Origin of the sequence: Stenotrophomonas sp. SMYL20 (assembly GCF_036320045.1) — a bacterium.
Classification (GTDB): Bacteria; Pseudomonadota; Gammaproteobacteria; order Xanthomonadales; family Xanthomonadaceae; genus Stenotrophomonas; species Stenotrophomonas maltophilia_A.
Genome location: NZ_JAWIRT010000001.1, coordinates 278930 through 294346, shown reverse-complemented (window position 1 = coordinate 294346; position 15417 = coordinate 278930). Strand labels below are relative to the sequence as shown.

Annotated in this window: 17 protein-coding genes; 1 reads left to right on the top strand and 16 read right to left on the bottom strand. The window is 67.2% G+C overall.

The features are described 5' to 3' along the window. Positions 1–33: 33 nt before the first annotated feature. Complete coding sequence (gene flhB / locus V3B48_RS01390) at positions 34–1164, bottom strand: flagellar biosynthesis protein FlhB (protein WP_329893021.1); 1131 nt, start codon at positions 1162–1164, stop codon at positions 34–36. Positions 1165–1362: 198 nt separating this feature from the next. On the opposite strand from flhB, the gene V3B48_RS01385 reads away from it, so the two are divergent. Beyond that, the gene (locus V3B48_RS01385) at positions 1363–1788 is read left to right on the top strand and encodes a hypothetical protein (protein ID WP_285303039.1); all 426 of its coding nucleotides are present in this window, start codon (positions 1363–1365) and stop codon (positions 1786–1788) included. Positions 1789–1833: 45 nt separating this feature from the next. On the opposite strand, the gene V3B48_RS01380 is transcribed toward V3B48_RS01385, so the two are convergent. The 15 genes from V3B48_RS01380 to fliE form a co-directional block, all read right to left on the bottom strand. Continuing rightward, the gene (locus V3B48_RS01380; RefSeq protein WP_149909293.1) at positions 1834–3966 is read right to left on the bottom strand and encodes a bifunctional diguanylate cyclase/phosphodiesterase; all 2133 of its coding nucleotides are present in this window, start codon (positions 3964–3966) and stop codon (positions 1834–1836) included. A 164-nt stretch (positions 3967–4130) separates the two neighbouring features. After that, complete coding sequence (gene fliR / locus V3B48_RS01375; RefSeq protein ID WP_043395550.1) at positions 4131–4922, bottom strand: flagellar biosynthetic protein FliR; 792 nt, start codon at positions 4920–4922, stop codon at positions 4131–4133. 13 nt (positions 4923–4935) lie between these two features. Continuing rightward, on the bottom strand, positions 4936–5205 hold the full coding sequence (locus tag V3B48_RS01370) for a flagellar biosynthetic protein FliQ (protein ID WP_012510965.1): 270 nt from the start codon (positions 5203–5205) through the stop codon (positions 4936–4938). 52 nt (positions 5206–5257) lie between these two features. After that, complete coding sequence (gene fliP, locus V3B48_RS01365) at positions 5258–6037, bottom strand: flagellar type III secretion system pore protein FliP (protein ID WP_049421888.1); 780 nt, start codon at positions 6035–6037, stop codon at positions 5258–5260. A gap of 1 nt (position 6038) precedes the next feature. Continuing rightward, positions 6039–6458 (bottom strand): flagellar biosynthetic protein FliO, encoded by a 420-nt coding sequence (fliO, locus tag V3B48_RS01360; protein ID WP_329893020.1) that lies wholly within the window; start codon positions 6456–6458, stop codon positions 6039–6041. After that, positions 6455–6790: a flagellar motor switch protein FliN gene (gene fliN / locus V3B48_RS01355; RefSeq protein ID WP_012510967.1), complete on the bottom strand. Its 336-nt coding sequence runs from the start codon at positions 6788–6790 to the stop codon at positions 6455–6457. Before fliN ends, fliO begins: the two co-directional genes overlap by 4 nt. After that, positions 6787–7791, bottom strand: a complete 1005-nt coding sequence (gene fliM / locus V3B48_RS01350; protein ID WP_032129211.1) for a flagellar motor switch protein FliM — start codon at positions 7789–7791, stop codon at positions 6787–6789. The genes fliN and fliM overlap by 4 nt, the downstream gene beginning before the upstream one ends. A gap of 10 nt (positions 7792–7801) precedes the next feature. After that, positions 7802–8317, bottom strand: coding sequence for a flagellar basal body-associated FliL family protein (locus V3B48_RS01345; protein WP_049421892.1), 516 nt, complete (start codon positions 8315–8317; stop codon positions 7802–7804). Between the two features lie 192 nt (positions 8318–8509). Further along, a complete protein-coding gene (locus V3B48_RS01340) occupies positions 8510–9646 on the bottom strand; it encodes a flagellar hook-length control protein FliK (protein WP_329893019.1) in 1137 nt (378 codons plus the stop codon). Beyond that, positions 9646–10113 carry a flagellar export protein FliJ gene (fliJ, locus tag V3B48_RS01335; protein WP_005416437.1) on the bottom strand — a complete coding sequence of 156 codons (468 nt, stop codon included), beginning with the start codon at positions 10111–10113 and terminating at the stop codon, positions 9646–9648. Before fliJ ends, V3B48_RS01340 begins: the two co-directional genes overlap by 1 nt. Before the next feature lie 3 nt (positions 10114–10116). Next, positions 10117–11502, bottom strand: coding sequence for a FliI/YscN family ATPase (locus V3B48_RS01330; protein WP_032129207.1), 1386 nt, complete (start codon positions 11500–11502; stop codon positions 10117–10119). Next, positions 11499–12140: a FliH/SctL family protein gene (locus V3B48_RS01325; RefSeq protein WP_032129206.1), complete on the bottom strand. Its 642-nt coding sequence runs from the start codon at positions 12138–12140 to the stop codon at positions 11499–11501. Before V3B48_RS01325 ends, V3B48_RS01330 begins: the two co-directional genes overlap by 4 nt. After that, complete coding sequence (fliG, locus tag V3B48_RS01320) at positions 12137–13123, bottom strand: flagellar motor switch protein FliG (RefSeq protein WP_024958226.1); 987 nt, start codon at positions 13121–13123, stop codon at positions 12137–12139. Before fliG ends, V3B48_RS01325 begins: the two co-directional genes overlap by 4 nt. Positions 13124–13130: 7 nt before the next feature. After that, positions 13131–14777: a flagellar basal-body MS-ring/collar protein FliF gene (gene fliF / locus V3B48_RS01315; protein ID WP_317218379.1), complete on the bottom strand. Its 1647-nt coding sequence runs from the start codon at positions 14775–14777 to the stop codon at positions 13131–13133. A gap of 12 nt (positions 14778–14789) precedes the next feature. Beyond that, positions 14790–15155, bottom strand: a complete 366-nt coding sequence (fliE, locus tag V3B48_RS01310) for a flagellar hook-basal body complex protein FliE (protein WP_005409552.1) — start codon at positions 15153–15155, stop codon at positions 14790–14792. Positions 15156–15417 lie beyond the last annotated feature (262 nt).

The following is a 15417-nucleotide window of genomic DNA, read 5'->3' as shown; positions in this document are numbered from 1 at the left end:
GGCGGGTGTTGAAACCGGTGGAGGGCTGGGCGCTCACGGGCGGCCTCCCTTGCCGAATTCATCCACCTGGATGTGCGGGGCGTCCGGCATCGGGCCAGTGCGCCAGGCGCGCAGCTGGTAGACGTAGGACAGGACCTGGGCGACGGCCGAATACAGTCTCACGGGGATTTCCTTTCCGAGTTGGCCTTCCCGATACAAGGCGCGTGCCAAAGGCGGGGCGGAGACGATCGCCACCTTGTTGCCGTCGGCCACTTCACGGATGCGCAGGGCGGTCTCATCCACACCCAGGGCGACCACTTTGGGGGCGTTCATGGCGCCGCCCTCGTATTTAAGGGCGACCGCGTAGTGGGTGGGGTTGACCACCACCACGTCGGCAGTGGGCACCGCCTCCATCATCCGGCGGTTGGCCATCTGCTGCTGCAGCTGGCGGATGCGGCCCTTGACCTCGGGGCTGCCCTCGCTTTCCTTCATTTCCCGGCGCAGCTCTTCACGGGTCATCTTCAGCTTGCGCATCCAGTTCCAGCGCTGGTAGGGCGCATCGATGGCGGCCAGCACCAGCATGGCGCCGGCGGTGGCCAGCAGCAGGCGCAGGGTGAAGCCGAGCCCGTCGGTGATGGCGGTCTCCAGCGGCTGGTGAATCAGCCCGCGCAGGGTGTTGAAGCCGGTCCACACCACCAGCCCGGCGGCAACGCCGACAAATGCCACGCGCAACAACGACTTGGTGAACTCGGCGATGGCTTCCGGGCCATACAGGCGCTTGAGCCCGCTCATCGGGTTCATGCGGTTGACGTCGGGCATCATCGCCTTCTGCGACCAGCGCAGGCCGCCCATCACCAGCGGGGCGACGAAGCTGGCCAGCAGGCAGACCAGCACCAGCGGCGCGATCACCAGCATGAACTGCAGCAGCAGGTCGCCGAAGTGGCCGAACAGCGCCTTCGGGTTCTGCCGCAGGCTCTGCTCTGGGCTGAGTGCATGCTTCATCCAGGCGCTTGCACCGCGGCCGATCGAGCCGCTCATGGCCATCACCGCCAGTACGCCGGCGCCGAACACGGCGGCCGTGCCGAGCTCGCGCGAGCGCGGCAGGTTGCCCTGTTCACGGGCGTCGCGCAGGCGTTTTTCGGTAGGTTGTTCGGTCTTTTCGCCGGCGGATTCGTTCTCGGACATCACGGGCACTGCGGCAGGGGATGCCGGGGTGCGTGCAAGAACCGTGCCGCTAGCCGTCAGTCGCGAGCGGCAGCACTGTGTGTCTGCTCCTGCTCATTCTGGCGTTCGCAGTGCTGTATGCGCTATCGCATTTAGCGGGCGGGGAAGATCGTTCAACTGCTGCTGTACAGGGGGCAGCTAGCAGCTACATGAGGCATGATGGCAAGACACGCAGAAGAGAAGGGCGATGCTGAATGGATTGCAGGATGGGATATCGCAGCAATGAGCTTTGACATTGTCGTTTTGAAGCTGGAGGACCTCGGTGAAAAAGACCTGTCCAATGTTGAGGCTGTGCAGGATATTGGATGTCCCCAGGCCATAATCGCATCCTTGGAGTTGGTGTTCCCCGGATGTGTCCAAGGTGCGTTCTCGGATGGTGAGCGCTACTCGCTCGAGTCCGCTCTGAATGGAGATCCGGTGAGCTCTATACACCTTACTCTTAGATTCGGTCGAGCATGGTCTGAGGCAGCCAATGCTGAGTTCATGGCCCTGCTTTCAACACTTTGCCAGCGGTTGCAGTCAGTCGCTTTTGCGGTCTCCGACAACTCGAGGCTCACTCCTCCCTACCCGGTCGCGCTGGAGTGATTTGCCCACGCCGGGCTTGCCCAGGCGCGCGGCCGTGTGGGTTCATTAACCCCCACCTTCGGGTGCTTTGAAGCCATTGGCCAGTTCCACCCGCGGCCGCGGCAGGTCATGCAGCTGCATGAAGCGCGCCGCATCAACCGGGCGGCCGAGCAGGTAGCCCTGCAGGTAATCGCAGCCCAGCCGCTCCAGGTAGGCGCGCTGCGCGGCGGTTTCCACGCCTTCGGCGACGATGTCCATGTCCAGTGCGTGGCCCAGCGCCACGATCGCCGAGACGATCACCACGTCCTCGGCGCTGTGCTCCAGATCGCGCACGAAGGCGTGGTCGATCTTGATTTCGGTGGCCGGCAACCGCTTCAGGTACAGCAGGCTGGAATAGCCGGTGCCGAAGTCATCGATGGAGATGCCCACGCCCAGTGCCGAGAGCGCCTGCAGCAGGCGCAGGCTGGTATCGGTATCGCGCATCACCGTGCTTTCGGTGATCTCCAGCACCAGGTGGCGTGGGGCAATGTCGTAGCGTTCGATCACTTCACGCACATCCTGCAGCAGGTGCGGCGAACTGAACTGCACCGGCGACAGGTTCACCGACATCGACCAGCCCTCGTGGCCGGCATCGTGCCAGCGGCGCAGCTGCTGGCAGGCCTGGTCCAGCGCCCAGCGCCCGATCTCATTGATCGCACCGCTGCGTTCGGCCAGCCGGATGAAGCGGTCCGGCGGGATCAGGCCATGCTCCGGATGGCGCCAGCGGATCAGCGCTTCGGCACCGGCCACCTTCTGCGTGGCTACCTGGATCTTCGGCTGGTAGTGCAGGAACAGCTGCTCGCTGCCGATGGCCCGGCGCAGGTCGGCCAGCAGCCGGAACTGTTGTTCGGCGCTGTCATTCATCCAGTCGGCGAACAGTACGAAGGCGTTGCGTCCGGATTCCTTGGCCTGGTACATCGCTGCATCGGCAAAGGCCATCAGCTGCCGCTCGCTGGCAGCGTGATCCGGACAGATCGCCACGCCGATGCTGGCGGTCACCTGCAGTTCGTTGTCGGCCAGCAACGGCCCGCTGCCGACCGCCTGCAGGATGCGCCGGGCCAGGGTCGGCAGGTCCTCGTCGTGCTCGATGCGCACCACCAGCACGAATTCGTCACCGCCCAGCCGCGCCAGCATGTCGTTGGGCCGAAGCAGCTGGCGCGTGCGTTCGGCCACCGCAACCAACAGTGCATCGCCGGCCTGGTGGCCGTAGGCATCGTTGACCTGCTTGAAGCCATCCAGGTCCATGAACATCACCGCGAAGCGGCTGCCGCCCTGTTCGGCCTCGGCCAGCGCCTGCACGATGCGACGCTGCAGCAGCAGGCGGTTGGGCAGGCGGGTAAGCGGGTCGTGCAGTGCGGCCTGGGTCAGTTCCTGCTGTGCGTCGGTCAGCGAGGTACTCAACAGGGAATTGCGCAGGCGCAGCAGCTGCGCCTCCACCCGCTGGTCCAGCCAGGAGACCACCAGCACCACGGCCAGGATGGCGACGGTCAGCACCACCACCAGCATGGCCAGCCATTCGCTCTGCAGCCCATCGCCGACGGCTGCGCCGCAGATGCTGCCTTCCGGAAAGCGTGCGGCGGCCATGCCGGTGTAGTGCATGCCGACGATGGCCAGCCCGAGCAGGCCGGCAGCCGCGAGCCGGTCGCCGACACGGGTGCGCTGCGCGCGCAGGCGGAACGCCACGTACAGCGCCGTCCACGAGGCGGCCACCGCCACCATCAGCGAAAAAAGCAGCCAGCCCGGGTCGTAGTCGATGCCCGGCTGCATGCGCATTGCGGCCATGCCAACGTAATGCATGCCGGCAATGCCGGTGCCCATCAGCAGCGCGCCACCGGCCAACCGCGGGTGGGGCAGGGTACGCAGCGAAACCAGCCATAGCGCGAACACCGATGAGGCGATCGCCAATGCGAGGGAAAGCAGGGTGATGGGCAGGTCGTAGCCGAGCGGAATGGGCAGGTCGAAGGCGAGCATGCCGATGAAGTGCATCGACCAGATGCCCAGGCCCATGGCGAAGCCACCACCGAGGCGCCACCACCACGCCGCGCCCTTGCCGGGTGCAGTGACCGTGCGCCCGGCCATCGCCAGCGCGGTGTACGAAGCCATCACGGCCACCAGCAGCGAGATCGCCACCAGCCACGGGTTGTACGTGCCTACCAGCATTCGTCAGTCTCCCGGACCTGCCTGTCGACGGAAACCACGGTGGGGCATGCATGAGGCAGGCCGACGCACGGCGCCGGCCACGTGCGGCATCCCCCCGGTTGCCGCGTATTCACTCTAACGCGCAGACCCGGGGGAAGGGCAAGCAGTAAAACGTGATGATCCGGTCAGTGTGTGACCGCGTCCGCAGCCTGGAAGGCGGCATCGAACAGGCGCTGTACCGGCGGGCCCATTTCCCCGGCCAGCAGCGCCAGCAGGAACAGGCCCAGCAGCAGCGAGACCGGCAGGCCGAGCTGGATCGGGTTCAGTGCCGGGGCGGCACGGGCCAGGACGCCGAACGCCAGATTCACCGCCAGCATTGCCACGGTCAGCGGGATCGCCAGGGTCAATGCGCCGCGCAGTACGGTCAGCAGGAAGGTTGGGGCGATGCTGAAGAAGGCGTGCGGGTCCGGCAGCGGGGCGCCGATCGGCAGCGCCCGGTAGCTGTCCACCACCAGCGAGATCAGCGCAAGGTGCCCGTTGGCGGTGAAGAACAGCAGGCCGAACAGCAGATAGAACCACTGCCCGATCACGCCGGAGGTGCCGCCACGCAGTGGGTCACTCATCTGCGCGAAGGCCAGGCCGGTGCCCTGGGCGATCAGTTCGCCGGCCATCGCGCCGGCCTCGAACACCAGCCGAAGCAGGAAGCCGATGGATACGCCGATGGCCAGTTCACGGGCGATGGTAAGGACCGTGGCGGCATCGAAACCGGTCCAGTCCGGTACCGGCGGCAGCAGCGGCGCCAGCGCAATGGCCAGGGTGCCAGCCAGCACCACGCGCACCCGTGCGGGAACGGCACGGGTACCGACCATCGGCATGGCCATGGCAACTGCGCCGATGCGCAGCATGGTCCACAGCACGGTGCCGATCATGCCGAAGGCCTGCAGGCCGTCGGCAGCCATCTGGGTGGCGGCGTCCATCGAAGCGCGTTTCCTAGCCGATCAGGTGTGGAATGCGCTGGAACAGCAGCGTGGTGAACTCCACCAGGTGGCCGATCAGCAGGCTGCCCAGCGCGAACAGCACCGCGGTCAGCGCCGCCGCCTTGGCAACGAAGGCGATGGTCGGCTCATTGAGCTGGGTCGCGGCCTGCACCACGCCCACCACCACACCGACCACCAGCACGGTGAGCAGCAGCGGGCCGGCCACCCACAACACGGTGATCAGGCCGCCACGCAATTCGGTCAGGGCAAGTTCGGGAGTCATTCGGGTTCCATCTGGTTATGTAGCGTCGAGCCATGCTCGACTGCAGTTCAAATCACGCCGGATTGAAGCTCGCCGCCAAGGTACCGACGGTCAGCACCCAGCCATCCACCAGCACGAACAGCAGGATCTTGAACGGTGCCGACACCAGCATCGGCGACAGCATCATCATGCCCATCGACATCAGCACGCTGGCCACCACCAGGTCGATGATCACGAACGGGATGAAGATCAGGAAGCCGATCTCGAAGGCGGTCTTCAGTTCGCTGGTGACGAACGAGGCGACCAGCACCGGGAACGGGATCGCATCGGGGCTGGCGTAGGTGCCATGCCCGGCGATGCCGGCAAAGGTCATCAGGTCGGTCTCGCGGATCTGCGCCAGCATGAAGGCGCGCAGCGGCGTGGTGGTCAGCGTCCAGGCGGTCTGGAAGTCGATCTCGCCGTTGAGGTACGGCGCCATGCCGGTGCTCCAGGCCTTGTCCCAGGTCGGCAGCATGATCATCGCGGTGAGGAACAGGGCCAGGCCCAGCAGCACCTGGTTGGACGGCGTCTGCCCGGTACCCAGTGCCTGGCGCAGCAGGCCCAGCACGATGATGATGCGGGTGAACGAGGTCAGCACCAGCAGCATCGACGGGATCAGGGTGATCGCGGTCATCAGCAGCAGGGTCTGCAGCGGCAGGCTGACCGGCGCACCCCCGATCTTGCCGACGTTGATGTCCGGCAGCGGGGTGGTCGGCGCGCCGGGTGCGGCGAAGGCCAGCGCCGGCAACAGGCACAGGGCGAGCATCAGCAGCCACGGCATCAGGGTGGCAAGACGGGTACGGGTGACACGCATGTCAGGGATCCTTGCGCAGCCGCTGCTGCAGCAACTGGGCGAAATTCGGCAGGTTCTTGAAGTCCGGCACGCGCACCGGGGCCGGCGGCGGCAGCGGTTCGGGCAGGGTGTGCAGGGTGTTGATGCCGCCAGCGGTGACGCCCAGCAGCAGCTGCTGGCCGTTGACCTCCACCACCACCACGCGCTCCTTGGCGCCGACACTCAGGCTGGCCACCAGCTTCATGCCTTCGGCCGGGCGGAAGCCGCTGCCGGGCAGGCGCTTGAGCACCCAACCCAGGCCGATGACCAGCGCCAGCACTGCCAGCAACGCCAGCACCGCGCCGAACAGGCTCGGTGCGGCAGTCGCGTGCTGGCCGACCTGCGGGCCGATCGGGGCGGCGGTCTTGCCGACCGCCAGCAGTGTGGAGGCCAGCAGGCTCAACGCAGTCTCCGGATCCGCTCGCTCGGGCTGACCACGTCGGTCAGGCGAACGCCGAAGCGGTCGTTGATCACCACCACCTCGCCGTGGGCGATCAGGGTGCCGTTGACGAACACATCCAGCGATTCGCCGGCGCCGCGTTCCAGTTCCACCACCGAGCCCTGGTTGAGCTGCAGCAGGTTGCGGATCGGCAGGCGGGCACGACCGACTTCCAGCGACAGGGTCACCGGCACGTCGAGGATCACGTCCAGGTTGAGGTCGGCGCCGGCCCCTTCTTCGGCCTGCAGGGTGCCGAACTGGGCCGGGGTCGGTTCGAGGGCGTCGATATCGTTCATTGCGGGTCTTCCTGGATGACGGGTGCGCGCGGGCGGGTGCCCGGCGGATGGGTAGCGGTGATCTTCACGGCGTTCATGCCGTTGGCGATGCCGAACTCGCCGGTGAACACCGGGATGTTCTCCACGCACAGCGGCACCTGCGGGCTGAGCTCGATCGGCAGGATGTCGCCGACCTTCAGCTGGGTCAGGTCACGCAGGGTCATGCGCTTGCTGGCCAGTACGCTGGACAGGGTCACCTCGGCGATGTTGAGCTGTTCGCGCAGGGTCTGGCCCCAGCTTTCGTCGCGATCATTGCGGTCGCTCTGGATGCCAGCGTCGAGCAGCTCGCGGATCGGCTCCAGCATCGAATACGGCAGGGTGACGTGGATGTCGCCGCCACCGCCGTCGAGCTCGACGTGCAGCCGGCACACCACCACGTACTCGCGCGGCGTCACGATGTTGGCGAAGTGCGGGTTGATCTCCGAGTTGATGTATTCGAAGTCGACGTCCATCACCGGTGCCCAAGCCTCGCGCAGGTCGGCGAAGGTCTGCTTCAGCAGCAGGTGGATCACCCGCATTTCGGTGGCGGTGAATTCGCGGCCTTCAATGCGGGTCGGGTAGCGCCCGTCGCCGCCAAAGAAGTTGTCGACGATGGCGAACACCAGGGTCGGTTCGAACACGATCAGGCCGGTACCGCGCAGCGGCTTGAAGCGGATCAGGTTCAGGTTGGTCGGCACATACAGCGAGTGCATGTAGTCGTTGAACTTGATCAGCTCGATGCCGCGCACCGACAGTTCGGCCGAACGGCGGATCAGGTTGAACAGGCCGATCCGCCACAGGCGCGCGAAGCGCTCGTGGACCATTTCCAGGGTCGGCATGCGACCGCGGATGATGCGGTCCTGGCTGGCGAAGTCGTACGAACGTGCTTCGCCTGACGGCGGTTCCGCATCGGTCTCGACCGCGCCACTGTCCACGCCGTGGAGCAGGGCATCGATCTCGTCCTGGGACAGCAGATCATTCATCGGTGGGCCCTTACTGGGTCACGAAGCTGGTGAACAGCAGATCGTCGGCGCCGTTGCTGCCGGTCTCGGCCTTGAGCACTTTCTGCACTTCGGCCAGCGAAGCGGCCTGCAGCTTCTGCTTGCCGGCGATGTCGGCGATCTGGTCGGGGCTGACCTGCGAGAACAGCATCAGCAGGCGTGCGCGAATGGCTGGCGCATGCGTCTTGATCGCTTCCAGTGCGGCCGGATCGCGGGTCATCAGCTGCACTTCCAGCTGCAGGTAGCGCGGGCCGTCGACCGGGCCGTTGAGATTGACCACGAAGGCCGGGTCCAGGGCGAAGTACTGCGCCGGTGCCGGAGTACTGGCCTTCTTCGGGGCCTGCGCGGTCTTCTCTTCGTGCTTGGACTGGGTGAAGAACCAGACGCCGCCACCGGCGGCAGCGGCGGCGAGCACGGCCACCAGTGCGGTGATCAGGATCGGACTGCGCGGCTTGGCGGCCTTGTCCTTCTCGGCGGTCTTCTTGGTTTTGTCAGCGGCTGCGGCCACGGGGTGAAGCTCCTGAGGGTTGCTTCACCGGGATATGCAAGGGGTGTGCCGGAGCCGGGGCAGAGGGGTGCGACGGAATTCCGTCGGGGTGCCGGTAGGGCCGTGCGGAGCACGCTCCGCACCCACCAACGCGATACTTGTAGGTGCCAACCGTCCCGCTCTGGTGGGTGCCAACCTTGGTTGGCACGTCTGTCAGGCGTATGCGTCCAGCAACCCGCGCTGGCGGATCAACTGCGCGGACGACACGCTGGCCTCGCCCGGCGACGGTTCTCCGTCACCTGCGATGCCGCCGACACTGGCCTGGCCTGACGCATTGCCGTCACCACCGGGCGCCTGATGACCAACATCAGCATGAGCCAGCTGGAAGCCCTGTTCGCCGAGGAGTTCGCGCAGGCGCGGCAGGCTGCTTTCCAGTGCCTGGCGCACATCCACGTGTGGGCTGCTGAAGCTGGCATGCACCTTGTCGCCGTTCAACTGCAGGCGCACGTCGACCGGGCCCATGTCGTCCGGACTCAACCGGATGTGGGCGTGGCCGATCTTCTGGTCGGCCAGCCAGCCAAGGCGCGCGCCGACGGCCTGGTCGAAACCATCGTCACCGAGCACCGGCTTCGGAGTCGGCTCGCCATTGAAGATGGCGTTGCCGGTAGCGAGTGCGGCTTTCAGATCCTGCACAGCCGCGTTGCCCGGCGCATGCAGCAGCGGCGCTGCGGCACGGTCGCCGATGAGGGGTGCGTCGCTGCCTTCGCCACGCTCGTTGCGCTTGCCGGGCAGCACCAGTTCAGGCAACGGCAATGTGGCTGTCTGGTCGGTGCCGCTGCTCGTGGTGGACGATGTGGCAGCCGCCGCTGTGGATGGCAGGGCTGCGGCGGCCGGTAGTGCGGCGGGGGCGGGTAGTGCGTTGCCGTCTGCGTCGGTAGCCGTTGCAGCCATTGCTGGCAGAGCGGCGGCAGGATCGGCAGGCGCCGGTACCGCCAGCACCAGCCCAGCCAGGCCGAGTGGCGGCCACGGGGCTTCCTCGGTCGCGGCCGGGGTGTCCTTTTCGGCAACCGGCTTGGCCGGTGATGTGGGCACCGTGGCGGCGGTCTCTTCGGGGGCGGCAGCGCTGTCCGGCCTGCGCTCGGCGCCGGCCTGGCCAGTACTGTCCGATGCCGGTCCCTGCGTGGACGGCATGGGCGAGTTCGAGGGTTTCGAGGGTGCATCGGCAGCCGGCGAGCCACCCTGCAGCAGTTGGCTGAACCCCTTGTTGCCATCACCGCGTGGTGCGCGGGGGGCGCTGCTGCCGGAATGCTGTGGCTGCGCGTTGGCGCTGCTGGCCAATGGCGCGGGCATCACGAGCGGCCTCCCTGCTCGGCGCCGTCCTGATCTTCGGCCTGTACCAGGCGGGCGCGACGCGCGCCAATGTCGTCCATCTCGCGCTGGTCGCGGCGGTCGGTCACCACCTTTTCCTGTGCGCGGTAGCTGGCGGCCAGCTGTTCCAGCACAGCTTTGTCACGGCTGGCCAGGATCAGGCGGGCGCGCTCGGCTTCCACCTTTTCGCGGTTGCCGTTGACCGTGGCCTGCTGCTGCTCCACCGCACTGTCGAGACGGTCGAGGAAGGCGCGCCGGTTCAGCAGCTGCGCCGGGCTGGTCGCTGCCATCTGCGCGTTCGCATATTCCTCGGCATAGCGGCGCAGTTCGTCCAGTCGCGATAGATGGGTATCGAGCACGCGCTGGCGTTCGGCCAGATCGCGGGCGACTGCGTCCTCGTGTTCCTGGGCCCGCTTGAGCAGGGGATCGATGCGCTTGGACTGGTTCATGGCTTAACTCTCTTGTTCCACCAGGCGCTGCAGTGCCGCCTGGCTGTGCGGGAGATCTGCGGCTTTGGCGACGTCCTGGCCGAGGAACTCCATGATTTCCGGCCAGCGTTCCAGGGCTTCGTCGGTGGCCGCGTCGTTGCCGCGCTGGTAGGCACCGATGGCGATCAGGTCGCGGTTGGCCGAATAGGCCGAGACCAGCCGCTTCAGCTTGCGGATGCGCAGGCGCCACGGTTCGTCGGCGATTTCCGTGACCACGCGGCTGACCGACGATTCAACGTCGATGGCCGGGTACAGGCCACTGTCGGCCACGCGCCGCGACAGCAGGATGTGGCCGTCGAGGATCGCGCGCGCTGCATCGGCGATTGGATCCTGCGGATCGTCGCCTTCGGTCAGCACCGTGTAGAACGCGGTGATCGAGCCACGGCCCTTGGCACCATTGCCGGCACGCTCGACCAGCGCCGGCAGCTTGGCGAACACCGACGGCGGATAGCCGCGGGTGGTCGGCGGTTCGCCGACCGACAGGCCGATCTCGCGCTGGGCCTGGGCGAAGCGGGTCAGCGAGTCCATCAGCAGCAGCACGTTCAGGCCCTGGTCGCGGAACCATTCGGCGATGGCGGTAGCGCGATAGGCGCCATGCAGGCGCGCCAGCGGCGGCCGGTCGGCGGGACTGGCCACCACCACGGCGCGGCGCAGGCCTTCCTCGCCCAGCGTGGTCTCGACGAAGTCGCGTACTTCGCGGCCACGTTCACCGATCAGGCCGACCACGATCACGTCGGCGGCGGTGTAGCGGGTCATCATGCCCAGCAGCGTCGACTTGCCGACGCCGGAACCGGCAAACAGGCCGACGCGCTGGCCGCGGCCGATCGGCAGCAGCGCGTTGATCGCGCGCACGCCCACGTCCAGCGGCTGGGTGATCGGTTCACGCGCCAACGGATTGATCGAGACGCCGGCCATGCCGACATGCCCTTCGGCGCGGATCGGGCCCTTGCCATCCAGCGGCACGCCATCGCTGTCGATGACGCGGCCGAGCAGGCCTTCGCCCACTTCCACGCCGCCACGGCGCGCCGACGGCACCACCCGGGCATTGGGCAGAAGGCCGTGCAGTTCGGCGCTGGGCATCAGGTAAGTGCGCTCGCCGGCGAAGCCGACCACTTCGGCATCGACCCAGCCACCATCGACCACTTCCACCTTGCAGCTGGCGCCCAGCGGTGCCTCGCAGCCGACCGCTTCCAGAGTGAGCCCGACCGCGCGGCGCAGCACGCCCTCGCGGATCAGGCCGCGGCCATGGGCGGTATCCACACGCAGGCCATCGAGGCGACGGGCCAGGCGCAGGTTGCGGGCCATGGCCCAGTCGGCCGGGGGCGGCGTCGGCTGCTGATCGGGGTTCATGCATTGGCTCCGGTCTGGCGGATCACCGCGTCCAGCGCGCCGCGCAGGCGGGCTTCCAGGGTGCCGTCGATGCGCACGGCTTCGGCGTGCACGCGAAGATCGCCGCGGCTGAGGCTGGTGTCTGGCACCAGGCGCTGTTGTGGCGGCAGGCTCAACAGTGGGGCGAGGGCGGCGATGTCGTCCGGGTGCAGGCGCACTTCGACCTCGCGGGTGCTGCCACCCACCGCGTCGATGGCCTCACCGACCAGCTGTGCCAGCAGTGCCGGGTCGGCTTCATAGGCGCGGCCGACCAGCGCACCGGCGATGCGTACCGCCAGCTCGCCCAGTGCGCCGACCACTTCGTTCTCCAGCCGCACCAGCGGTCGGCTGAAGTTGTCGAGGATGCCTTCGATCTGCGCGGCGAGGCGACGCACCTCCGCCTGGCCCTGGCCGTAGCCTTCGGTATGGCCGTGCTGGAAGCCTTCCTTCTCTGCGCTGTCCTGGATGGCCTGGATTTCCTCCAGGGTCGGCAGCTGCAGCGGCGGCTCCGGCTCGTGTTCCGGGTCCGGCTCGGTGAGTTCGAACGCATCCGCCTGATCCAGCACCGGTTCGGGCTGGGCCAGCAAGTCCGGGGCAAGCCAGCGCACGACGTTGCTCACAGCATGGCCTCCGCGCTGCCACCGATGGTGACCGTGCCTTCATCGGCCATGCGCTTGACGATGGCCAGGATCTCGCGCTGCGCGCCTTCCACGTCGGACAGGCGCACCGGGCCACGGGCTTCCATGTCTTCCAGCAGGATTTCGGCCGCACGCTGCGACATGTTGCGGGTGATCTTGTCGCGCACCTTGATGTCGGCGCCGCGCAGGGCCAGGCCCAGGCGCTCGCCGCTCACCTCGCGCAGCACCAGCTGCATCTCGCGGTCGTCGAGGTCTACCAGGTCGTCAAACACGAACATCAGATCCTGGATGCGGTTGCTCAACGGCGCATCGATGCGCGCGATCTCGCCCAGGATCGCCTGGTCCTGGCCGCTGTCCATGAAGTTCAGGATGTTGGCCGCGCACTGCACGCCGCCGATGTTGGACGACTTCAGGTTCTGGTTGCCGGCGAACTGGCGCTCCATGATCTCGTTGAGTTCATTGAGTGCGTTCGGCGGAATGCCGTCGAGGGTGGCGATGCGCAGCAGCACGTCCACGCGGGTGCGGTCGGGCAGCAGCTTCAGCGCGTCGGCGGCCTGGTCGGTTTCCAGGTGCGCCATCACGATGGCGATGATCTGCGGGTGCTCGTTGCGCACCAGGTCGGCCACCGCGCGCGGGTCCATCCACTTCAGCGCGTCCAGGCCGGTGGTGTTGCGGCCGAGCAGGATGCGGTCGATCAGGTTCCCGGCCTTCTCGCTGCCCAGTGCCTGCACCAGCATGTTGCGGATGTAATCGTCCGAGCCCACGCCCAGCGAGGTCTTCGAGCCCAGCTCCTGGCCGAACTGGTCCATCACCCGTTCCACCTGTTCGCGGGTGATGTCGGTCATGGTGGCCATGGCGATGCCGATTTTCTGCACTTCCTTGGGTTCCATGTGACGCAGCACTTCGGCCGCATCCAGCTCACCCAGCGAAAGCAGCAGTACGGCGGCGCGCTGCACGCCAGTCAGTGCGGCCTCAGTCATTGGCCACCCAGCCCTTGACCACCTGGGCCACGCGCTTGGAGTCGGTCTTCACGGCTTCACGCGCCATCCGCAGTCGTTCCTCATATGAATCCACCGGCAGGGCCAATGCATCCGGCCCGCCCAGGCTGGCCCGGTCGGCGCCCAGCGCCGGCAGCGGCATGCCATCGTCATCGACCAGCTGCACGTCCGCGGTATGCGGCTCCAGTGCCTGTTCGTCGTTCTTCTTGTTCTGGCCGGTGATCGCGCGCAGTGCAGGGCGCAGCACACCGAACAGCAATGCCAGCACCACCACGGCACCCAGCAGCATGCGACCGGCGTCGTGCACCCACGGCAGCTCCCACCATGCCGGGCCTTCGACCGGCGTGGTGTCACGCACGAACGGGGCATTCATCACCGACACGGTGTCGCCACGCTCGGCGTTGAAGCCGACGGCCTGCTTGACCAGCGCCTCGACGCGGGTCAGCTCGGCCGCCGACAGCGGCTGCGGCGCGACTTTGCCGTTGGCACCGGCGCGCGGCACGTTGTCCACCAGCACCGCCACCGAGACGCGCTTGATGCGGCCGGCCGGCTGACGGGTGTGCTGCAGGGTGCGGTCCAGCTCGTAGTTGCGGGTCGCGTTCTTGCTGCTTTCGGTCGGGGCCTGCGCAGTGGCCGGTGCGGCCTGCTGGCCCGGCGGGCTGTTGCTGGTCGCGCCCGGCACGCCCTGCGGGCCCGGGGTGCTGGTGGTGTTCTCGCTCATCTGCTCGCTGCGCAGCTTCTGCGGTTCACCGTTGTAGAGCTCACGGGCTTCCTCGGTTACCGAGAAGTCCATGTCCACGCTCACTTCCGGATTGACGCGGCCAGGACCGGTCATCGGCTCCAGCAGCTCGCGGATGCGCTGGTTGAACGAGGTTTCCTGGCGGCGGACCTGCTCGAACTGGGCCGCATTGACTGCCGCTTCGCTGTTCGGGTCGGTGATGCTGAGCATGCGCCCGCTCTGGTCGACCACCGTCACCCGTTCCGGAGCGAGGTCCGGAATGCTGGCCGCGACCATGTGCACGATGGCGTCGACCTGGCTGCGTTCCAGCTGCTGGCCGCCACGCAGTTCCAGGGTGACCGAGGCGCTGGCCACGTCACGCTGCCGGGTGAAGGCGCTGGGCTTGGGAATGGCCAGGTGCACGCGCGAATCGCGCACCGGGCGCAGCGTGTTGATGGTGCGCGACAGCTCGGTTTCCAACGCATGCTGGTAGCGCGCGCTTTCCACGAACTGGCTGACGCCGAAGCCCGGGTCGCGTTCCATCAGCTCGAAGCCGAGCTTGCCGCTGTCGGTCAGGCCGGAGCCGGCCAGCTTCAGGCGGGCGTCGTGCAGGTTCTTTTCCGGCACGGTGATGCCACCGGTGGCCGGGTCGAGCGCGAACGGGATCTGCGCGGCGCGCAGCAGGTCGGTCGCTTCAGCGGTGGCCTTCTGGTCCAGGCCGGTGTACAGCGGGACCATGCCGGGCTTCTGCGACCAGAAGAACACGAACAGCCCGGCCGCCACGGCCACGGCGATCATCGCCATCAGTCCGAGCCGACGGGTGATCTGCAGGCTTTGCAGCCGATCGAACCACTGGCCCGCCTTTTCGGCGTTCAGGGATTCCTTGGAGAGCGACAGGGCCATGCGGTTCTATCCTTACAGCGGCATGTTCATCACGTCCTGGTAGGCCTGGACGAGACGGTTGCGGACTTCCACGGTGGCGCGGAAGGCGATCTGGGACTGCTGCGAGGCGACCATGACCTTGGCGAGGTCGGCGCTGGGGTCGCCCATTTCGAAGGCTTTTGCCAGGGCGCCGGATTTCTGTTGCGCGTCGTTGACGCCGGCAATCGCACCACGCAGGGTTTCGGTGAAGCTGGCCGGCTGGGCCTGCGGTGCATCCAGCACCGTGCCCGGCAGGGCGTTGCTGCGCGGCGTTTCGCCCAGCGGGTTGAGCGCCGGCTGTCCCATCTGGGTCTGATAGGAGCGGATCTGCGAAAGGATCGACGTGACGGAGTGGGACATCTGCAACGGTTCCAGAAACAGGGGATGGGGTTGTCTGCTGGAGCAGGTGCAAGTGCCGTGCCGAAACCGGTTTTCGATTCAGTGAAGTGAGGGTTTTGGGTGTGCTGGCAGGGCTGCGCCCTGCACCCGCCGAATCAACGGCAACGTCAACGGCTGGCGATCCGTGGGGGGCGGGGTGGGTCCGGTTGCGGGGGACGCTGCAAGTACATCCATGTAAGCTCGGTCGCGCCATCCATGGCGCTCACGCCCCCGCAACCGGACC